The 20,746-nt window shown below is 65.8% G+C and carries 18 protein-coding genes and 1 tRNA gene; 13 read left to right on the top strand and 6 right to left on the bottom strand.

Annotated elements, in window-relative coordinates; genetic code table 11:
- Positions 1-61: 61 nt before the first annotated feature.
- From AC2D9V_RS04915 to AC2D9V_RS04905, 3 genes are all read right to left on the bottom strand, one after another.
- Complete coding sequence (locus AC2D9V_RS04915; protein WP_484712908.1) at positions 62-1,270, bottom strand: flagellin N-terminal helical domain-containing protein; 1,209 nt, start codon at positions 1,268-1,270, stop codon at positions 62-64.
- 194 nt (positions 1,271-1,464) lie between these two features.
- Positions 1,465-1,779, bottom strand: a complete 315-nt coding sequence (locus AC2D9V_RS04910) for a hypothetical protein (protein ID WP_484712907.1) — start codon at positions 1,777-1,779, stop codon at positions 1,465-1,467.
- Positions 1,766-2,047, bottom strand: coding sequence for a rod-binding protein (locus AC2D9V_RS04905; RefSeq protein ID WP_484712906.1), 282 nt, complete (start codon positions 2,045-2,047; stop codon positions 1,766-1,768). Before AC2D9V_RS04905 ends, AC2D9V_RS04910 begins: the two co-directional genes overlap by 14 nt.
- Before the next feature lie 1,074 nt (positions 2,048-3,121).
- Here AC2D9V_RS04905 and fliK point away from each other — a divergent pair.
- Together fliK and AC2D9V_RS04895 are read left to right on the top strand one after the other, a co-directional pair.
- On the top strand, positions 3,122-4,027 hold the full coding sequence (fliK, locus tag AC2D9V_RS04900) for a flagellar hook-length control protein FliK (protein ID WP_484712905.1): 906 nt from the start codon (positions 3,122-3,124) through the stop codon (positions 4,025-4,027).
- 7 nt (positions 4,028-4,034) lie between these two features.
- Positions 4,035-4,694, top strand: a complete 660-nt coding sequence (locus AC2D9V_RS04895; protein ID WP_484712904.1) for a flagellar hook capping FlgD N-terminal domain-containing protein — start codon at positions 4,035-4,037, stop codon at positions 4,692-4,694.
- A 57-nt stretch (positions 4,695-4,751) separates the two neighbouring features.
- On the opposite strand, the gene ubiB is transcribed toward AC2D9V_RS04895, so the two are convergent.
- Together ubiB and ubiE are read right to left on the bottom strand one after the other, a co-directional pair.
- A complete protein-coding gene (ubiB, locus tag AC2D9V_RS04890) occupies positions 4,752-6,284 on the bottom strand; it encodes a 2-polyprenylphenol 6-hydroxylase (RefSeq protein ID WP_484712903.1) in 1,533 nt (510 codons plus the stop codon).
- Positions 6,285-6,366: 82 nt separating this feature from the next.
- Positions 6,367-7,113, bottom strand: a complete 747-nt coding sequence (ubiE, locus tag AC2D9V_RS04885; RefSeq protein ID WP_484712902.1) for a bifunctional demethylmenaquinone methyltransferase/2-methoxy-6-polyprenyl-1,4-benzoquinol methylase UbiE — start codon at positions 7,111-7,113, stop codon at positions 6,367-6,369.
- 102 nt (positions 7,114-7,215) lie between these two features.
- On the opposite strand from ubiE, the gene mutM reads away from it, so the two are divergent.
- From mutM to AC2D9V_RS04835, 10 genes are all read left to right on the top strand, one after another.
- Entirely contained in the window at positions 7,216-8,067 is an 852-nt protein-coding gene (gene mutM / locus AC2D9V_RS04880) for a bifunctional DNA-formamidopyrimidine glycosylase/DNA-(apurinic or apyrimidinic site) lyase (protein ID WP_484712901.1), read from the top strand.
- Positions 8,068-8,125: 58 nt separating this feature from the next.
- Positions 8,126-8,902, top strand: coding sequence for an enoyl-CoA hydratase (locus AC2D9V_RS04875; RefSeq protein ID WP_484712900.1), 777 nt, complete (start codon positions 8,126-8,128; stop codon positions 8,900-8,902).
- Positions 8,903-9,108: 206 nt separating this feature from the next.
- On the top strand, positions 9,109-9,378 hold the full coding sequence (gene rpsT / locus AC2D9V_RS04870; RefSeq protein WP_484712899.1) for a 30S ribosomal protein S20: 270 nt from the start codon (positions 9,109-9,111) through the stop codon (positions 9,376-9,378).
- 536 nt (positions 9,379-9,914) lie between these two features.
- Positions 9,915-11,279, top strand: a complete 1,365-nt coding sequence (gene dnaA, locus AC2D9V_RS04865; RefSeq protein ID WP_484712898.1) for a chromosomal replication initiator protein DnaA — start codon at positions 9,915-9,917, stop codon at positions 11,277-11,279.
- Positions 11,280-11,406: 127 nt separating this feature from the next.
- On the top strand, positions 11,407-12,525 hold the full coding sequence (gene dnaN / locus AC2D9V_RS04860; RefSeq protein ID WP_484712897.1) for a DNA polymerase III subunit beta: 1,119 nt from the start codon (positions 11,407-11,409) through the stop codon (positions 12,523-12,525).
- Positions 12,526-12,562: 37 nt separating this feature from the next.
- Positions 12,563-13,657 carry a DNA replication/repair protein RecF gene (recF, locus tag AC2D9V_RS04855; protein ID WP_484712896.1) on the top strand — a complete coding sequence of 365 codons (1,095 nt, stop codon included), beginning with the start codon at positions 12,563-12,565 and terminating at the stop codon, positions 13,655-13,657.
- A 4-nt stretch (positions 13,658-13,661) separates the two neighbouring features.
- On the top strand, positions 13,662-14,282 hold the full coding sequence (locus AC2D9V_RS04850) for a LysE family translocator (protein ID WP_484712895.1): 621 nt from the start codon (positions 13,662-13,664) through the stop codon (positions 14,280-14,282).
- A gap of 81 nt (positions 14,283-14,363) precedes the next feature.
- Positions 14,364-16,814 (top strand): DNA topoisomerase (ATP-hydrolyzing) subunit B, encoded by a 2,451-nt coding sequence (gene gyrB / locus AC2D9V_RS04845; RefSeq protein ID WP_484712894.1) that lies wholly within the window; start codon positions 14,364-14,366, stop codon positions 16,812-16,814.
- Between the two features lie 65 nt (positions 16,815-16,879).
- On the top strand, positions 16,880-18,610 hold the full coding sequence (locus AC2D9V_RS04840; RefSeq protein ID WP_484712893.1) for a VWA domain-containing protein: 1,731 nt from the start codon (positions 16,880-16,882) through the stop codon (positions 18,608-18,610).
- Positions 18,611-18,613: 3 nt separating this feature from the next.
- The gene (locus tag AC2D9V_RS04835) at positions 18,614-19,393 is read left to right on the top strand and encodes a hypothetical protein (RefSeq protein ID WP_484712892.1); all 780 of its coding nucleotides are present in this window, start codon (positions 18,614-18,616) and stop codon (positions 19,391-19,393) included.
- Between the two features lie 5 nt (positions 19,394-19,398).
- Here the strand turns inward: AC2D9V_RS04835 and AC2D9V_RS04830 are convergent.
- A tRNA-Arg gene (locus tag AC2D9V_RS04830) sits at positions 19,399-19,474 on the bottom strand.
- Positions 19,475-19,725: 251 nt separating this feature from the next.
- Between AC2D9V_RS04830 and AC2D9V_RS04825 the strand changes: the two genes are divergently transcribed.
- Entirely contained in the window at positions 19,726-20,736 is a 1,011-nt protein-coding gene (locus tag AC2D9V_RS04825; RefSeq protein ID WP_484712891.1) for a LacI family DNA-binding transcriptional regulator, read from the top strand.
- Positions 20,737-20,746: the final 10 nt, after the last annotated feature.

Below are 20,746 nucleotides of genomic sequence, written 5' to 3'. Positions count from 1 at the left end.
CGTCCTTGCGAGGCCAAAGGGGTGAAGCGGGCCGCGAAGCTTTCTTCGCGGCCCGTCAGGCTTAGCGGAACAGGGACAGCAAACCCTGCGGCTGCTGGTTCGCGATCGACAGCGCCTGGGTGGCCAGCTGCTGCTGGACCTGCAGCGCCTGAAGGCGGGCCGAGGCCTCTTCCATGTCGGTATCGACCATCGCGCCGATGCCGGTTTTCAGCGAGTCGGTCAGCTTGCCCACGAAGTCCGACTGGATGTCGATCCGCTTTTGCGACGAGCCGAAGCTTGCTGCCGCGTCGATCGAGGCCTGGAGCATGCCTTCGATCGCACCGAGTGCCGCCTGCGGATCGGTGGTGACGTCGATGGCGTTCAGCCCGGCAAGCGCACCAGCCCCGCGCGACCCGGCGACCGAAACGGCGGTCGGGTTGTTGGTGTTGTTCGTCAGCGTCAGGACGCCGGCAGACGCGGAGAGCGAGAAGTTGCTGGTAGACAGGCCGCGCTGGATCAATGCAGCGCCAAGACCCGCGGCCAGTTCGGTGGCGGTGTCGCCCTCCTGCACGACGTAGCGGCCGGTTGTCCCCCCCAGCGTCAGTTCGACCGCGTCGCCGGCGATGAGGCCGGTGGCCGTGGCGGGGTTGGCCGTCGGGGCGTTTGCGGCCAGCGCCCCGGCGCCGCCCTGGAAGGTGAAGGTGCCAAGCGTGACCGGCGTGCCGTTCACGACCGAGGCGGCGGACAGTGTACCGAGCGCACCACCCGAAAGCGCCGTGCCCGCCGTGGTCGACAGGTTCTGCGCCTGGACGGTGATGTTCGACGAGGCGACGCCCGTATCGCTGCGGTCCAGCGACGACAGCACGTTCACCGCGGTCTGCGAGCCGTCGACCAGGTTCAGGCCGTTGAACTGGGCTGCGCCCGTCACCGATTCGATCTGCCCGCGCAGGGCGACGATATCGGTCTGCAGCTTGGCGCGATCCACATTCTCGGCCTGGGCGGCCACGATCTTGCCCTTCATCTCGGTCAGAAGCTTCGTCACCGATTCGGCGGCGTTGCGGGCGACGGTCAGCGTGGCGTTGCCGACGGCGAGGCTGTCGGAAATGCCCCTGAAGCCTTCCACGTCCGATTCCATCACCTTGGAGATCGCCCAGACGGCGGCATTGTCCTTGGCCGAGGCGACGCTTTTGCCGGTGGAGATATCGGCCTGGGTCTTGTTGAGGCTGGCGTTGATGCCCTTCATCGTCTGAAGGGCCACCATCGCGCTCGTATTGGTCAGGATCGACGACATCGTTGGTTCCTTGCGTTTGGCCGCTGGTTTCACGGCCGGGAAAGCCACCTTGCGTGGCCGGACTGGCGTTCTGTCCGATGCCGCCGGGCAGTCCCGCGGCGCCGCCCCGTCATGGGGCGCGACCCCGATCAAGCCCCTGAAGCTCTAACCAATCCCTAACTTCCGGGCGCTTGTTGCGGGGCATTTGAGACAAGTCAGAACCGTCCCAGCGCGTGCGCCGGTCCGGCCAGCGCGGATTTGCGCCCTTTTGCGTCATAGGTGGCAAGCCCGGGGCCCGCGAGGATTTCGGCCATCCGGTCGCGCGCGGCACGAAGCCCGCGCCCGGCTGCCTGCAAGAGCCTTTCGTTGCGCTGGGCCTTCAACCGCAGCCGGCGTGCCGCCCCCTGTTCGAGCGCGGGAAGGGTGCTCACAGCGGCCGCGATCCGGGTGTCGAGGCCGGAGAGGGCGGCGATGTCCCCGGCCAGGAGGGCGGCGAAGGCCTCGTCGAGAAGGTCTTCAAGCGGTGTCATGCGGACGCTCCGTCATTGTGCGGAAGATGAGTTCGGCCAGGCCGATGCCGCCTTTTTCCACCATCAGGCGCGCCTGTTCATGGCGGAGGAAAGAGGTGAACTGCGTCTCTCCCGCGCCGCCGCTGAAGGGACCCTCAGAGGCGTCCAGCCCGGAATGGGCCAGCATCTCGGCCAGGAAGGCGGCCTCCATCTCCTGCGCCTTCTGCATCAGCGCATCGGCGCGGTCGGGCGGAAGCGGGGGAGGGGCGGCAAGCGGGGAGAGGTTCATGGCAGGCGTCCGATCGGTTGGATTTTCAGCAACGATCCCCGGCGCGGGTAAAGAATCGGTAATCCGTGTCGGCGAGAACAGGGCATCGGCGGCAGAAGACGCAGGACCATGTGGACAGAAACCGGATTGACGCAGGCGGCAGGCCCGATCCCACCGAAGGGCGCAGGGGCAGAACGGCCAAGGGAAGCGGAGGATGAAAGCTTCGGGGCGGTGTTCGACCAGCCGATGACGGATCTACGGCAGGACCTTAGGTCTCCTGCCTCTGGCGAGGCTTTCACCGCGTCGTGGCAAATCCGGGCTCCGGTTCCTTCGGTTCCGGCGGCGCTGTCGCCTGATGCCGGGGCAGCTGTGTCGGCCGGTGACGGCGGGCTGCGGATCCCGGACAGAACGGTGGTGCTGCCGACCGGTAGAAGGGAAGACCTGTCGGCGCCGTTCGTCTCGCAGGAAGGGGGTGAGCGCGCGGCCGCCCCTGCTGCCGCGATGTCTGTCCTAGGCGAGGGCGCTGCCCGGGCCGCGGACTGGTTCCCTGAATCGGGCTTGGCCGAAGGCAATGCGTCCGGGCGGCAAGGCAGGGACAGGCTTGAGCCCGTTCTGCCCGCTGGAGAGCGAGACGCTGGCCTTCACTTGGCCGAAGGCCGGTTGAACGAAGCTGAGTCCCCAGCTTTGCCAGGACGAGTTTCGGGGGCAGCGGAGATGCATGTCGCAGGCCCGGCGCTGGCAATGCCGGGTAAGGCGGTAGGGGCATCACCTGGTGGGACGGAAGTGTCCGGTCCCACGCAGGCACGGGATTCCGGTCCCACGCAGGCACGGGATTCACCGACGCCGGAGGGGGCAGGACCCGGACTTTCCACTCAGCCGGGTGGGGAGGGGCACGTCGTCTTCCAGCACGCCGAAGCTCTTGCGTCGGCTGATCCGGGTCCGCCTCCGACGGCTGACGGTGCTCGGGCCGGCAAGGTCGTGGTGGATGCGTACGGGAACCCTCCCGCCGGGGCGGCGGTCCTGCAGATACGGCAGGAGGTGACGCCTCGTCGGAGCGCAGAGACTGCCCCTGAGGCACCGGTCCCGACCGTGGCGATGGCCCCGGCGTTCCCTGCAGCCGTAGATGCGCCGTCGCGCGCAACGGCCCTTGCAGCCCCCGATACCGTCCTTGCGACGGACGGGTCACCGTCTTTCAGTCAGGGCAGTCCAATTGATGCAGAGGCTCGACCGGGCACCGACGCCGGTCCCGACCGGGCCCAGGCCGCAGCCGAGGCCGAACGGATCTGGCTTGGTCGGTTGTTGCAGGAGGACGTTTCCGACACTGGCCGGGCAGACCGGCGCGAGACCGGAGCGACGATGCCGACGACAGCGGGCAACGGCCCGAACCCGTACAGCCTTACGGCTCCCTCGCGGATGCAGCCCGGCTGGCTGGTGCTTGCCGGGGTCCCTGCCGGTCTGTCATTGCGCGATATGGTCGAGCGCTCTCCTGGCGACGGCGACCTTGTTCCCTTTGCCATCTCGACCTCGGCCCAACCCGCCTTTGCTGTCCCGCCGACGGCTGGCGCACTGCCGGCTGGCACGGTGGCTCATCTTGGCTCCGCGATCGTGGCGAGCCTGCAGAGGCGAAGCGATGGCCAGACCGAGATCGCCCTTTCGCCGCAGGAACTCGGCAGCGTCCGGCTGCGGCTGGAGCCGGACGCGCAAGACCCGGATCGGATGATCGTGCATCTGGCCTTCGACCGGCCTGAGACGATGGATCTTTTCCGCCGCCATGCCGACCAGCTGAGCGAAGCGATCCGCGCGGCCGGATATGCCGAGGCGCGGCTGGACTTCGGCCAGCACGGGGCGGGCGGAGAGACCGGAGCCGGACAGGACGCGGCGCATCGGCGCGGAGTCGCGTCTGGTGAGGCAGAAACGGGTCCTCCCGCGTCCCAGGCAGTGCCCAACCCCGGTTCACCCCTTCGGTCGGGTTCTCCGACCGGACTTGATCTTCGACTGTGAGGACAGAATGAACGTCACCCCCACGACGAACACGCCGCCCACCCCAACCCCGGCCTCGCGCCAAAGTGGCAAGATCACCTCGGACTTCGACACCTTCCTGCGGATGCTAACGGTGCAGATGAAGAACCAGGATCCGCTGAACCCGATCGATTCGACCGACTATGCCGTCCAGCTGGCGACTTTTTCCGGCGTGGAGCAGCAGGTCCGCACCAACACACTCCTGTCCGACTTGCAGTCGCGCTTCCAGCAGTCCGGCATGGCCGAGATGGCGGGCTGGATCGGAAAGGAGGCGCGGTCGCCGGCTGCTGTCAGGTTCGACGGCACCCCGGTCACCGTGTATCCGGTGCCGGCAACCGGTGCGACGGCCGTCGACCTTGTGGTGCGCGACATCCAGGGCCGCCTTGTCGCGCGCGAGACGATGCCGGTCAGCACGGCGCCCTACAGCTGGCTTGGCGCGGATGCGACCGGGTCACCACTGCCTCCGGGCAACTACCAGCTTTCGCTGGAAAGCCGGAAAGGAGAGGCGGTCCTCTCGACCGTGAGCGTGGAACACTATTCCCGCGTGATCGAGGTGAAAAGCACGCCCGACGGTGCCCGACTGGTTCTGGAAGGCGGTGTCGAGGTGCCTGCCGCACAGGTAACAGCGCTGCGGGACGGCAATGGCTGACGGCCTTTCGCCCGGCCGAAGCGCAGCGGCCTCGCCGGATGCGAAAGGTCGATGGGCCTAGATGATCTGCCCGATCACAATCCCGATCGCGAAAGCCGCCACCGCCAAGCCGGTCGGCATCAGCCACCGCTTCGGTGGCCGCGTCTGGCGGACGGGGTCGGCGGGGTTTCCAGTCCGGATCAGCTGCGCCTCGACCAGGGCAGGCAGCTTCGGCCCGAAACGTGCAAGCACGCGGGCGGTCTTGACCAGATCGCGCAGCACGGCCTTGGGCCCGATGGTTTCGCGGATGTAGCGTTCAACGATAGGGCTCGCGACTTCCCAGATGTTGATATGGGGGTCAAGGCTGCGCGCGACGCCTTCGACCACCACCATCGTGCGCTGAAGAAGGATGAGCTCGGTCCGTGTCTCCATCCCGAAGCGTTCGGTCACCTCGAAGAGGTAGGCGAGGAGGCGCGCCATCGAGATGCGGCTTGCGTCCATGCCGAAGATCGGTTCACCCACGGCACGCAGGGCGCGGGCGAATTCGTCGATGTCGCGGTCGGGCGGGACGTAGCCTGCCTCGAAATGTACCTCGGCGACGCGGCGGTAATCCTTGCGGATGAACCCCATCAGGATCTCGGCATAGACCCGGCGAGTGTATTCGTCGATCCGGCCCATGATCCCGAAGTCATAGGCGATGATGTCGCCGTTCGCCGCGATCTTCAGGTTTCCCTGGTGCATGTCGGCGTGGAAGAAGCCGTCGCGCAGCGCATGGTTGAGGAAAAGCTGCAGCACCCGCGCGCCAAGGACCCGGCGGTCGTGGCCGGCGCCGTCGATCAGGGCAAGGTCGTTCAGCCCGATGCCCTCGGCCCAGCCAAGGGTCATCACGTTACGGCTGGACAGGAACCAGTGCGGCTTTGGCACCTGGAAGCCTTCGTCCTTTTCGGTATTGGCCGCGAATTCGGCGGCGGCCGAGGATTCAAGGCGGAGGTCAAGCTCGCCCATCACCACACCTTCGAAGTGGCGGATCACCTCGACCGGGCGCAAACGGCGCGAGAAGGGGGCAAGACGTTCGATCCAGCGGGCCGCAAGGTAGAAGGCGTCAATGTCGGTGCGGAAGGCGCGTTCGATGTTCGGCCGCAGGACCTTGACGGCAACCTCTTCGCCGGTGTCGGCCAGCCGCGCCCGGTGGACCTGCGCGATCGAGGCTGCGGCGACGGGTTCGGAGAACTCCGAGAAGAGCGTCGAGACGGGAAGCTCCAGCTCGGCCTCGATCATCTTCTTCGCCGTCTCGGTCGGGAAGGGCGGCAGCTTGTCCTGCAGGTACTTGAGCTGCTCGGACAGTTCTTCGCCGACGATGTCGGGGCGGGTGGAGAGGACCTGGCCGAACTTGATGTAGGCGGGGCCAAGTGCAGTCAGCGCGCGGGTGGCGGGGGGAAGCGCGGGGTCGCCCTTCAGGCCAAGCCACTTGAAGGGCCAGCCCAGCATACGGGCGGCAAAGCGCAGGCGGGGCGGGGCGCGGAAGGCCTCGAGCACCACGTCCATGGCGCCCGTCCGCTCCAGCGTGGCGCCGGTGCGGATCAGGCGGATGATGTTGTGCGGGCCCTTCATGCGCTCTTCGCTCCCGTTCGGTCGCTCATCGCAGCGGTGGCCACCGAAGAGGGACCAAAGGGAACCGATGAGGCGCGGGTCATCAGACCTTCCACCCGGAATGCAGGGCCGCGATGCCCATCGTCAGGTTGCGGTACTTCACCTGGCCGAAGCCCACGTCGCGGATCATGCCGGCGAAGGTGTCCTGGTCGGGGAACTTGCGGATCGATTCCACGAGGTACTGGTAGCTGGCGCGGTCATTTGCAACGACCTGGCCCATGACCGGGATCACGTTGAACGAGTAGATGTCATAGGCCTTCTGCATCAGGTCATTCGGAATCCGGCTGAACTCGAGCACCATCAGCCGCCCGCCGGGTTTCAGGACGCGGTAGGCCTCGGCCAGCGCGTCGGGGATGCGGGTGACGTTCCGGATGCCGAACGAGATCGTGTAGACGTCAAAGGAATTGTCCGGGAACGGGAGAGCCATCGCGTCGCCGACCACCCAGTCGAGGCTTTGCGCCAACTGCTCAGCCTCAGCGCGCTTGCGGCCCTCGATCAGCATGGGCTCGGTCATGTCGCAGACGACGGCGGTCGCACCGGGTGCGCGTTTCAGGAAGCGGAAGGCGACGTCGCCGGTGCCGCCGGCCACGTCGAGGAGGCGCTGGCCGGGCCTTGGGGCCAGCCAGTCCATCATCGCGTCCTTCCAGAGCCGGTGGATGCCCATCGACATGAGGTCGTTCATCACGTCATAGCGCGAGGCGACGCGGGAGAAGACACCGTGGACCATGCCGGCCTTTTCGGCCTCGGGCACATCCTGAAAGCCGAAATGGGTTGTCTTCTCGTCGGTCATCGGTCTGGCAGTCCTTCAGGGGCTTGCGATCCTGCGCCTTGCCCCTCCTTATAGTCTGCCACCCGGCGCCCGCAATGCGCCGAACTGTCCGGAAAGACGACGATGCCAGAACTGCCCGAGGTTGAAACCGTGCGCCGTGGCCTCCTGCCCGTGCTTGAAGGTGCCGTGATCGCGCGGGCCGAGGTGAACCGCCCCGACCTGCGCTGGCCCTTGCCCGTGGGGATGGCCGACCGGCTGACCGGCCGGCGGGTCATCGCCTTGCGGCGGCGGTCGAAGTACATTCTGGCTGATCTCGACAGCGGCGAGACGCTGCTGATCCACCTTGGCATGTCGGGGCGGATGCTCATTTCCGGCGTGAAGCTGGGACAGTTCCATCATGAGCATCCCGCGCCGCAGAAGCATGACCACGTCGTGCTGCACATGGCGGGCGGGGCGCGGATCACCTTCAACGATGCCCGGCGCTTTGGGGCGATGGACCTGATGCCGACGGACCGGGCGCTGGAGCATCCGCTGCTGGCGGGGCTGGGGCCCGAGCCCTTCGGCAATGATTTCAATGAACCCTACCTCGCCCAGCGACTGAAGGGCCGACGCACGCCGATCAAGGCAGCACTTCTGGACCAGCGGATCGTGGCGGGGCTTGGCAACATCTATGTCGCCGAAACGCTTTACCGCGCCCACATCAGCCCGCTGCGGCTGGCGGGGGACCTCAAGCCAAAGGCCGTCACGTCCCTGGTGCCCACGATCCGCGAGGTCCTGGCCGAAGCGATCGAGGCGGGGGGATCCTCTTTGCGCGACTTCCGGCAGGCGAATGGGGAGCTTGGGTATTTTTCCAAGCATTTTCAGGTCTATGACCGTGAAGGCCAGCCCTGCGAGACCCCCGGCTGCAAAGGCTCGGTGACCCGCACGGTACAGTCGGGCCGGTCCTCCTTCTGGTGTCCCCGCTGCCAGAGGTGACTTGCCATCCCGGCGTTTGGTGCTAGGAGTCTCGGCGACTGCCACAGCGGAGCCTCCCATGGCCTATGACACGCTGATCGTCGAGATTGAGGACTATGTCTCCCTGATCCGGCTGAATCGCCCCGATGCCATGAACGCGTTGAACCTGACCCTGATGCGCGAGCTTGCGGCGGCGGTCACGGCGGCCGAACAGAACGACAAGGTGCGCTGCATCGTCATCACCGGGTCGGAAAAGGCCTTCGCCGCCGGGGCGGATGTGCGCGAGATGGCCGAGAAGTCGTTCATCGACGTCTTTTTCGATGACCTTTTCGCCCCCGAGGCCGCCACCATCGCCCGGGCGCGAAAGCCGATCATCGCGGCGGTCGCGGGCTATTGCCTGGGCGGCGGGTGCGAGCTGGCGATGCTGGCCGATTTCATCATAGCCGCCGATACGGCCAAGTTCGGCCAGCCCGAGATCAACCTTGGCATCGTCGCCGGCATGGGTGGCACCCAGCGCCTGACGCGGGCGGTGGGCAAGTCGAAGTCGATGGACATGCACCTGACCGGGCGGTTCATGGACGCCGCCGAAGCCGAGCGTTGTGGCCTCGTCAGCCGGGTCGTGCCGGCGAAGTCGCTGATCGAAGAGGCGATGAAGGCCGCGCAGAAGGTGGTCGAGAAATCGATGGTCACCGCGATGGTGGTCAAGGAATGCGTGAACCGAGCACAGGAAGTGCCGCTGGCCGAGGGGCTTCTTTTCGAGCGCCGCATGTTCCACGCGATGTTCGCGACCGAAGACCAGAAGGAAGGCATGGCCGCCTTCCTGGAAAAGCGCCAGCCGCAATTCCGCGACCGCTGAAGCCTCCTCGTCCGGCTTCGCCGTCTCGTCGGTTGCGCGCAAGGAGGCACCTTTGCGCAGGGGCTTTTCTTTCCCGCCCGCTTGCCCTATAGCCCGCCGTCACATGCGCGTGGGCCCGCCTAGGCAAGAATCATTCCCGACCGATGGGTCGGGGCCTTTGGTCTTTCGTGCAACCTGAAACCTGAAAGACCTGAAGGACCGCCACGATGGCCAATACCGAACAGTCCAAGAAACGCGCCCGCCAGTCCGAGGCGCGCTATGCCGTGAACAAGGCGCGCCGCTCGCGCATCCGCACCTTCCTCCGCAAGGTCGAAGAAGCGATCGCCTCGGGCGATGCCGCTGCCGCCGAAGCCGCACTGAAGGCCGCCCAGCCGGAGCTGGCCCGTGGCGTGTCGAAGGGCGTGCTGCACAAGAACACCGTTGCCCGCAAGATGTCGCGCCTCTCGTCGCGCGTGAAGGGCGTCGCCAAGGCCTGACACCTGAAGGGGTGTCAATTCCTGCCTTTTCGATTCTATTCCGGTCCTCGGGCGCACCCGCAAGGGTTGCGCCCGATGTCATTTCTGCGCCCGTCCCGAGCTCCGGTTTCGGCACCTCGTTGCCGATTTGCCAGAGCTTTCGGATTCGGTTTCGCCGAACCTCTGTCAAGCGCGTTGTTCGGTTGCAGTGCGCGCGGACGGCTTGCTAGCGTCACCCTGCGATTCACTTCGTCTTGGGGGACATAAGCGGATCGCAGGTGAAATGCTGCTGCACGGAATCGGGTCCTGCCACCCGGAATCCTGGTGTTTCATTTGCGATCGATGACCGTGTGCGGCAGTCCTGCCGCCGTGTCATGCAAGGGCCTGCCGCTGTCTGCAGCGGTGTGACCTTGCGTTTCTGTTCCCTGATGGACCGGTTGAAGGGCGCCCCGTTGCGGCTGGCGCCTGGGCCTGTCTGTCGATGTGGATCGCCAAGGCGAGCGAGACATAATGCCGGCGGGGTATTTGCCGGTGGGGGAAAGTGACAGGCAACCGGGATGACGAACGAAACTTGGGGACTGGTTCGGGAAGAGCTGATCAAGCGTGTTGGCAGGAACAACTATGTCACGTGGATCGAGCCGCTGAAGCTTTCGGTTCTGAAGAATGGCGTCGCCCGGTTCGAGGTTCCGACGATCTTTTTCGGGGACTGGGTCCAGCGCAACTACGCCGACCATATCCGCACCCAGCTGGCCAGTGCCGGCCAGCCGGTTGACCGGGTGGAGTTTGCCGTCGGGTCCGAAGTCGCCCCGCGAAACGGTGCCGTGCCTGCCGCAGCAAAGCCGGCGGCAAAGGCCGCCCGCGCCCGCCCGGCGGACGAGGACCTTCCCGGCGCGCCGCTGGATGCGCGCTTTACCTTCGACAGCTTCGTCGTCGGCAAGCCGAACGAGCTGGCCCATGCTGCGGCCCGGCGGGTTGCCGAAGGCGGAACAGTCACCTTCAATCCCCTGTTCCTGTATGGCGGTGTGGGCCTTGGCAAGACGCACCTGATGCACGCGATCGCGCATGAGCTGCAGCTGCGCCGCCCCGACCTTCGGGTGCTTTACCTGTCGGCCGAGCAGTTCATGTACCGCTTCGTCCAGGCCCTGCGCGAACGCCAGATCATGGACTTCAAGGAACTCTTCCGTTCGGTCGACGTGCTCATGGTTGACGATGTCCAGTTCATCGCCGGCAAAGATTCGACGCAGGAGGAATTCTTCCACACGTTCAACGCGCTTGTGGATGCCAACAAGCAGATCGTCATCTCGGCCGACCGCGCGCCGGGCGAGATCAAGGATCTCGAGGAACGCATCCGCTCACGACTGCAATGCGGGCTGGTGGTCGACTTGCACCCGACGGATTACGAGCTTCGGCTGGGCATCCTGCAGCAGAAGGTCGAGTATTACCGCAGCCAGTATCGCGGGCTGGTGCTGGCGGACGGCGTGCTGGAATTCCTGGCGCACCGGATCACCACCAACGTCCGCGTGCTGGAAGGCGCGCTGACCCGTCTTTTCGCCTTTGCCAGCCTCGTCGGGCGCGAGATCACGCTGGACCTCGCGCAGGATTGCCTTGCCGACATCCTGCGGTCGTCGGACCGCAAGCTCACCATCGAGGAAATCCAGCGCAAAGTGGCGGAACATTACAACATCCGCCTCTCCGACATGATCGGGCCCAAACGGCTGCGCAACATTGCGCGCCCCCGGCAGGTGGCGATGTACCTGGCCAAGCAACTCACCCCCCGCAGCCTGCCCGAGATCGGCCGCCGCTTCGGGGGGCGCGACCACACCACGATCATGCACGGGGTCCGCAAGATCGAAGAGCTGATGGCCACCGACAGCCAGCTTGCCGACGACCTGCAGCTTCTGCGGCGTCTGTTGCAGGGCTGAATTGAGGGTGCGGCCGGGCCGCCCTTGACGGGGCCTGCAATCCTACGCACAGTCCGTCGCAACACTTGTGAACCGGTGGAAACCGGCTAGATTTGGCGTCCCTTCGGGGGAGGCAGGGGGAAGTCAGATGAAGCTCTCGATCGAACGCGCCACGCTTCTGAAGGCGCTGGCGCAGGCCCAGTCGGTGGTCGAACGGCGCAACACGATTCCGATCCTCGCCAACGTGCTGATCGAGGCCGAGGGGGCGCAAGTCAGCTTCCGTGCGACCGATCTTGATATCGAGGTTGTGGACCGCGCCCCGGCAATGGTCGAACGCGCGGGGGCCACGACAGTGTCCGCCGTGATGCTCCACGAGATCGTGCGGAAGCTGCCGGATGGCGCCCTGGTGAACCTGACCGAGGACGCCGCCGCCGGGCGGCTGACGATCACCGCCGGCCGGTCGACCTTCAGCCTTGCCACGCTGCCGAAGGAAGACTTCCCGGTGATGGCCACCAGCGAATATGCCACCAACTTTGCCGCCCCTGCCGCCGTTCTGCGGCGGCTTTTCGACAAGGCGAAGTTCGCGATCTCGACCGAGGAAACGCGCTATTATCTGAACGGCGTCTACATGCATGTCGCGACGGGCGAGGGCGGGAAGGTCCTCCGCTGCGTGGCGACCGACGGGCACCGCCTGGCACGGATCGACGCGCCCCTGCCCGATGGGGCTGACGGCATGGCGGGCGTGATCGTGCCGCGCAAGACCGTGGGCGAGCTTCGCAAGCTTCTGGAGGATGACGACACGACCATCGCCGTCTCGGTCTCGGAAACCAAGGTTCGCTTCGCGACGCCCGCGATCACGCTGACCTCAAAGGTGATCGACGGGACCTTCCCGGACTACACCCGCGTTATCCCGACCGGCAACGCCAAGCGGCTGGAGGTCGACGCGGGCGAGTTTGCCAAGGCGGTCGACCGCGTGGCCACCGTCTCGTCCGAACGGTCGCGCGCGGTGAAGCTGTCGCTGGATGAGGACCGGCTGGTCCTGTCGGTCAATTCACCAGATTCCGGTGCCGCCGAAGAAGAGCTTGCCGTCGCCTATGGGGACGAGCGGCTGGAGATCGGCTTCAACGCCAAGTACCTCCTGGAAATCGCCAGCCAGGTCGACCGCGAGAATGCCGTGTTCCTGTTCAACTCGGCGGTCGACCCCACGCTGATGCGCGAAGGCAACGATACCTCGGCAGTCTACGTCGTCATGCCGATGCGGGTCTGACCCGGTTCCCGAACGATTGTTCAGAAAGGGATGTCGGTTGGGCGGTCTGGTGATCGAAACCCTGGCACTGTCGCATTTCCGCAGTCACCGTGCGACCCGCCTTGCGCTTGACGGCCGCCCGGTCGCGCTGATCGGGTCGAACGGGGCGGGCAAGACCAACGTGCTTGAGGCGATGTCGCTTCTGTCGGCGGGCCGGGGCCTGCGCCGTGCCGCAGCCGAAGACCTTTCGCGCCGTCCCGAAGGTCTCGGCTGGAAGATCATGTCCGCGATCGACGGGCTTTCCGGTCGGCATGAGGTAGAGACCTGGGCCGAACCGGGCGAGGCGCGGCAGCTGCGGATCGACGGCAAGACCGCGACCCAGGCCAGCCTTGGCCGGGTGCTGCGCATCCTGTGGCTGGTGCCGGCAATGGACCGGCTGTGGATCGAGGCCGCCGAGGGGCGCCGCCGGTTTCTCGACCGCCTGACGCTCAGCTTTGCGCCGGACCATGCCGAGCATTCCTTGGCATATGACAAGGCCATGCGCGACCGGAACCGCCTGATCAGGGACCAGGTGACGGATCCGCATTGGTATGCGGCACTTGAGGCGCAGATGGCCAGCGCCGGGCGCCAGATCACGCTGAACCGCCGCGCGGCGATCCAGCGCGTGGCCAGCGCCTACGATGCCTCCAGCGCCTTTCCGGCGGCGGGGCTGACGCTGACCGGGCCTGATGGGACGGACGAGCCCGAGGACCTTGCCGCCGCGCTTGCCGAGGGTCGCCGCCGTGACATAGCGGCGGGCCGCACGCTGGTCGGACCGCACCGGGCCGATCTTCTGGCCCGCTACCTCGCCAAGGACATGGCCGCCGACCAGTGTTCAACCGGTGAGCAGAAGGCCCTTCTCATCAGCCTGATCCTTGCCAATGCCCGTGCACTTGCCGAGGACCTTGGCCGTGCCCCGGTCATCCTTCTGGACGAGATCGCCGCCCATCTGGACGAAGGCAGGCGTGCAGCCCTTTATGACGAAATCTGCGCTCTGGGCGCGCAGGCAGTGATGACGGGGACGGACGCGGCCCTTTTCGAAGCGATGGGCGACCGCTGCCAGCGGTTTGCCGTTCAGGACGATGGCACGGGTTCGTGCATCGTGACAGGATAAGCGAATGACTGTTTCATTTCATCAGCTCCTCATCTACGCGCTTGGAATGGCCGGTCTCTGGGCCGTGCCGGGGCCGGTCTGGGTGGCCCTGACCGCGCGCGCCCTGTCAGGCGGGTTCGCCGCCGCATGGCCCCTGGCGGTGGGCGTGGCGCTGGGTGATCTGGTCTGGCCGCTGGCGGCGATCCTAGGGCTCAGCTGGATCGAAAGCAGCTATGGCGACATCCTGTCGGTCCTGCGCTGGGTCGCTGCGGCGATCTTCCTTGTCATGGGGATCCTCCTGATCCGCAAGCCCGCGACGCCGCCCGGCACCGACAGCCGGATGACACGGCCGGGGCTTTGGGCCGGGTTCTCGGTCGGTCTTGCGGCGGTGATCGGCAACCCGAAGGCGATCCTCTTCTACATGGGCGCGCTACCCGGATTCTTCACGCTTGGCACTCTGACCGGCGTCGATATCGCGCTGATCATCCTGATCTCGGCCCTGATCCCGATGGCTGGCAACCTTGGCCTCGCGCTCTTCCTTGACCGGGCGCGGCAGCTGCTTTCCAGCCCGGAAAGCCTGCGGAAACTGAACGTCACCTCCGGCATCCTGCTGATCGGTGTCGGGCTGGCGATCCCATTCCTCTGACCACCAAATATTGTGTCGAAGGGGTGACATTCCGCCCCCAAACCGCTATAAATCGCGGGCAATTATCAGGGTTCCCCACCTATGGCTGACCAGCCCAAGAAGCCGGCCGAATACGGCGCCGATTCCATCAAGGTTCTCAAAGGGTTGGAGGCGGTTCGCAAGCGCCCCGGCATGTATATCGGCGACACCGACGATGGCTCGGGCCTGCACCACATGGTGTACGAGGTCGTCGACAACGGGATCGACGAGGCACTGGCCGGTCATGCCACCGAAGTCGTGGTGAAGATTCACGCCGATGACTCGGTTTCCGTCCGTGACAACGGCCGCGGCATTCCGGTCGACATGCACCCGGAAGAGGGCGTCTCGGCGGCCGAGGTCATCATGACTCAGCTGCATGCCGGCGGGAAATTCAACAACACCGACGACAGCGGGAACGCCTACAAGGTCTCGGGCGGCCTGCATGGCGTGGGCGTGTCCGTGGTGAACGCGCTCAGCGAATGGCTGGAGCTGACGGTCTGGCGGAACGACACCGAATACCGCGCCCGGTTCGAGGATGGTGACTGCACCATCCACGTGCATGAGGCGGGCCCCGCCCCTGGACGGCGCGGGACCGAGGTGCGCTTCCTTGCCAGCGCCAAGGTCAACCGCCCGGACGGGACGTTCTCGAACCTCGATTACAGCTTCAAGACGCTGGAAACCCGTTTGCGTGAACTCGCGTTCCTGAATTCCGGCGTGCGGATCATTCTTGAGGATGAACGCCACGCCGAACCGCAGCGGGTGGAACTTTTCTACGAAGGCGGCGTGCGGGAATTCGTCAAATACATCGACCGGTCGAAGACCAGCGTGATGCCAGAGCCGATCTACATGGTCGGCGAAAAGAACGGGATCGGTGTCGAGGTGGCGATGTGGTGGAACGACAGCTACCACGAAACCGTACTCCCGTTCACAAACAACATTCCGCAGCGTGACGGCGGCACGCACCTTGCCGGTTTCCGCGGTGCATTGACCCGCACCATCACCGGCTACGCTCAATCCTCGGGCATCGCCAAGCGCGAAAAGGTGGATTTCACCGGCGACGATGCGCGCGAAGGGCTGACCTGCGTCCTGTCCGTCAAGGTGCCGGACCCGAAGTTCTCGTCCCAGACCAAGGACAAGCTCGTCTCCTCCGAGGTCCGCCCGGCTGTCGAGAACCTGGTCAATGAAAAGCTGGCCGAATGGTTCGAGGAAAATCCCGGCCCCGCGAAAACCATCGTCGGCAAGATTATCGAGGCCGCCCTTGCTCGTGAGGCCGCGCGGAAGGCCCGCGAGCTGACCCGCCGGAAGACCGCGCTTGATGTCGCCTCGCTTCCCGGCAAGCTCGCCGACTGCCAGGAACGCGATCCCTCGAAGTCCGAGCTTTTCCTGGTCGAGGGTGACTCGGCCGGCGGGTCCGCCAAGCAGGGCCGGAGCCGTGCCAACCAGGCTGTCCTGCCCCTGCGCGGCAAGATCCTGAACGTCGAACGCGCCCGCTTTGACCGGATGCTCTCCAGCCAGGAGATCGGCACCCTGATCACTGCGCTGGGCACCGGGATCGGGCGGGATGAGTTCGACATCGGCAAGCTGCGCTACCACAAGGTCGTCATCATGACCGACGCCGACGTCGACGGCGCGCATATCCGGACGCTCCTCTTGACGTTCTTCTTCCGCCAGATGCCGGCGTTGATCGAAGGCGGCTACCTCTACATCGCCCAGCCCCCGCTCTACAAAGTCGCACGCGGGAAGTCCGAGGTCTACCTCAAGGACCAGGCCGCCCTTGACGACTACCTAATCGAGATGGGCACCGAGGGCGCGGTCCTGCGCCTGCTAGACGGCCAGGAAATCGCCGGCAACGACCTTGCCCGCGTGATCGAAGGCGCGCGCCAGTTCCGCCGCGTGCTTGATGCCTTCCCGACGCATTACCCGCGCCCGATCCTCGAACAGGCTGCGCTTGCGGGTGCCTTCGACCCGGGCCGCGCGGACGAAGACCTTCAGCTTGTCGCCGACACCGTGGCCAAACGGCTGAACCTGATCGCGCCGGAGTTCGAGCGTGGTTGGCAGGGCCGGATCACGCAGGACCACGGCATCCGCCTGTCCCGCATCCTGCGCGGGGTCGAGGAGCTTCGCACCCTCGACGGCGCGGTCCTGCGCTCGGGTGAGGCGCGCAAGCTGTCCCAGATCGCGGGCCAGCACCGCGACATCTACCGCGACCCTGCCCGCCTGATCCGCAAGGACCGCGAGCAGCTGATCCACGGGCCGATCGACCTTCTGAAGTCCATCCTGGCCGAAGGCGAAAAGGGCCTCACCCTCCAGCGTTACAAGGGCCTGGGTGAGATGAACCCCGACCAGTTGTGGGAAACCACGCTCGACCCCGAGGCGCGGACACTCTTGCAGGTCAAAGTCGACGATTTGGCCGAAGCGGACGACATCTTCTCGAAGCTGATGGGCGATGTCGTGGAACCCCGGCGTGAGTTCATCCAGGCCAACGCGCTGTCGGTCGAGAACCTGGATTTCTGAAACGACTTCTCGTCAGTGCAGGGCCATGGCAAAATGACTGGCATTCGTGCTGAAGGGGTTTGATCATGGCTTCGGGACGGCGGGACTTTCTGGGCATCCTCGGCGCGGCGGCTGCCGCTGCGGCGGCGATCATCTACTTCGGCCTGAACGGTGATGTAACCAATCTGATCCCAAGCGCTTCAACCGGTGAAGCGGTTGAGGTCAGGATCGCCTCCTCCGTGACCAAACGGGCCTGGTTGCAGTCGGCGGTCGAAAGTTTTGCCGCGACCGAACCGGAAACCGCTTCGGGCCAGCCGATCAAGATCTCTGTCAGTTCGGTCCTCTCTGGCGAGTCGATGCTGCAGATTGCCGAAGGCACGCTGCAGCCCACAGTCTGGAGCCCCGGCGAGGCAGCCTGGGTGGACCAGCTGACGCAGAAATGGGGGCTGAAGAACCCGGCCCCGATCATGACCGCTGCCTGCGCGCCTACGGTCCACACACCCGTCGGTCTGGCCATGTGGCAACCGATGGCCGAGGCACTGGGCTGGCCGGACAAGCCGATCCGCATGGCACAGCTGATTGATCTGGCAAATAACCCTGAAGGCTGGGCCAGCCTTGGCCATCCGGAATGGGGCCGCCTGCGGCTTGGACATACCCACCCGCAGTATTCCAGCGCAGGTCTCCTGTTTCTCGCGCAGGTGATCTATGCGGTCACGGGCAAGACGCAAGGCATCACGGCGACCGACATCTACGCGCCCGAGGTGCAGACCGCGCTGGAAACCCTTGCCGGGAATACCTCGAAATACGGGATGATCACGACCGACCTGCTGAATTCCATGGCGCAGCAGGGCCCTGCCTTCCTGCATGTCGCTTCGGCTTTCGAGGAAGGGACGATGCGGATGAACGCCGAAAAGGCCGCGCAACTGCGCTGGCCGCTGGCCTTCATCTTCCCCGAGGAAGGCACGTTCTGGAGCGAACATCCCTATTGCATCCTCGACGGCTCTGGCTGGGTGAAGCCGGAAGAGGCCGAGGCGGCGCGGATGTTCCTGGCCCACCTCACCTCGCCCGCCGTACAGGCCGAGGCGGCGAACAACTTCGTCCGCCCGCTGAATGGTGCCATCCCCGCCGACTCAGCACTGGCGCGGGTGGGCATGACTGACCTTGCCGCGTCCCCAGCCACGATCCCGGCCCTGTCGATCCCGTCTCCAGAAGTGTCCGAGGCGATCATCGACCAGTTCTACAACACCAAGCGCAAGGCGACCGTGATCCTGGCGCTGGACGTTTCCGGCTCAATGTCCGGCGAGGCGATCCGCGCTGCGACCGAATCCACCGCCGAATTCCTGGAACGGCTGCATCCAAGGGACCGCGTGGGGTTGATCGCCTTCAATCAGACTGTGCAAGAGCTTGTGCCAATCTCGCCTGTGTCCGATGTGGTAGAGGATCTGAAGCGCAAGGTGCTTGCCCTGCCAGCGGATGGCGGAACCAACCTCCACGAGGCGGTCTGCCGCGCTGCACTGCTTCTTCGCAACGAAAGGGACGCAGACTTGGCCGCAGGTGAGAACCGGCTTTACGGCATCGTCGTTCTTTCGGACGGCAAGGACACTGCAGGCGTGATGTCGGCGAACATGATGATGACGACCTGCCTGCGGGCCGGCAGCGAGGACGGAGACGGCATCCGCGCCTTTGTCCTTGCCTTCGGCTCTGACGTCGACGGTCCCCTGATGGACCGGCTTGCCCGGGAAACCGGAGGCATGCGGTTTGATGCGGCCGCCGGGTCGGTTGGCAACGCCTATCTCAAGATTTCTGCAGAACAGTAAGGCATGACCGACAGACCGGAAAGCCTGCCGTTCCGCCGCCGCCTCTTTCGCCGACGCGTCGAGGCGGCGTTGACCGACCGGGGCAGCGGGCTTGCCCTTGGCGCGGTGATCCTGGTGACGGCGACGGCCTATGTCCTTGGCGTGCGCGGCCTGCTCGCGCCAGCGGCGTGGCAAGCCGGACTTGTCGCGGGCGGGGCCTTCGTCCTTCTGCGTTCGATCCTTCGCCTGTTCATTCGCAGGGAGGACCCTGCCCTGCTGCGCGAGGTGCTCACGCAGCAATTCGGCGAGGACATCCGAAACGATCCGGAGGTCAGCCGCCTGTCACGGCAGGCGATCGAGCAGCGCCTGCAACTCGCCACGGCACTGGCCGAGGCCCCGCCGGCGCTGGCACGGGCGGGCGAGGCCCTGTTGCCCCCTCTTGATCAACGCCTTGACCGGATCGTCGACGAGGCCCGCAGCGCCGCGATCCGGCGCGCGGGTGCCCGCTTTCAGGCCGGGATGGGCCAGATGGCCCGGCAAAGGCTGGCCGAGGTTGCCCGGATCGCGGATGGCGCCGATCCCGGACGCCTCGAAACCGCGCGCAGGGCCGCCGACGGGCTTTCCGCACAGGTGGAGGCCACGGGCGGACTGGTGGCCCATGCCGAGGACCGCCTGCTAGCGCTGGATCATGCGGTGGCAGAGTTCGGAACCACCGTGGCCCAGGCGCTGCTTGCCCTGTCCAAGGGCGACCGTGCCGCGCTTGACGCCCTAGCCAGAAACGCCGCTGCGTCGGCGCCCGGCTGACCGGCTGGTGACCCCGGATGGATTCGAACCATCGACCTGCCGCTTAGGAGGCGGCCGCTCTATCCCCTGAGCTACGGGGCCACTTGAGGTCACCTCATGCTTCGAAATGCGCGGCAAAGCAACCTTTGGAAAAGAAAAGGGGAGGCAAGTCTTGGCCCACTACCTCCCCCTTGGTCCGTCGCATCCGGGATGAGAGCTTGGCTGGATGCGCAGGATATGGCCAGCACTATCGGCTGTTAGCGCTAGCACTAACAGATCACAGCACCTTGGACAAGCCCGCCCTTTGGCGCTAACAAGAGTTATCGTAGTGCCATTGCCGGACGTTCAGCCTGATGCCTCCCCCCGCCGACCCGCGCCATGCCCTTACCCTCCGGGACGTTTCTGATGCATCGGGCGTGTCCGAGATGACGGTCAGCCGGGTCTTGCGGAACCGGGGTGACGTGTCGGCGGCAACGCGGGAAAAGGTGCTGGAGGCGGCACGGGCGCTGGGCTACGTGCCGAACAAGATCGCGGGCGCTCTGGCCTCGCAGCGGGTTAACCTTGTGGGCGTGGTGATCCCGTCCCTGTCGAACATGGTTTTCCCCGAGGTGATGACCGGGATTTCCGCCGTGCTTGACGGCACCGGACTGCAACCCGTGGTCGGGGTGACGAACTACCTGCCAGACCGCGAAGAGGCGGTGATCTACGAGATGCTGTCCTGGCGTCCCTCGGGCATGATCATCGCGGGGCTGGAACACACCGAAGCCTCCCGCGCCATGCTGGCCCGCGCCGGCATCCCGATCGTCGAGATCATGGACATCGATGGTGATCCGGTAGACCACGCCGTCGGCATCTCGCACCAGCGCGCCGGTCGGCAGATGGCCGAGGAGATCATCGCGGCAGGCTACCGCCGTATCGCCTTCCTTGGCACTCAGATGCCAAATGACTTTCGCGCGAAAAAGCGGCTGCAGGGGTTTGAACAGGCGCTGGCCACGGCCGGGCTGTCGCTGGTCGACCGCGAGTACTACTCCGGTGGCTCGGCCCTCCTGAAGGGGCGGGAAATGACGGCGGCAGTCCTGAACCGCACACCGGATGTCGATTTCCTCTACTATTCCAACGACATGATCGGGGCCGGGGGCCTTCTCTACTGTCTCGACCAGGGCCTTGATGTCCCCGGCCGCATCGGCCTGGCCGGGTTCAACGGGGTGGAGCTTCTGGATGGCCTGCCTCGCAAGCTTGCCACAATGGACGCCTGCCGGCTGGAGATCGGCCGTAAGGCGGCCGAGATCATCGCCGGCAAAGCCACCCCGGGCGAGAAAGTGGAGCTGTTCCCGACCCTGCAACGCGGCGACACGATCCGCTAGGCGCCTGCCG

It is taken from the genome of Tabrizicola sp. T46 (assembly GCF_057219895.1).
Note: the sequence above shows the minus strand (reverse complement) of the source record. Positions and strands in the feature narration are given on the sequence as shown.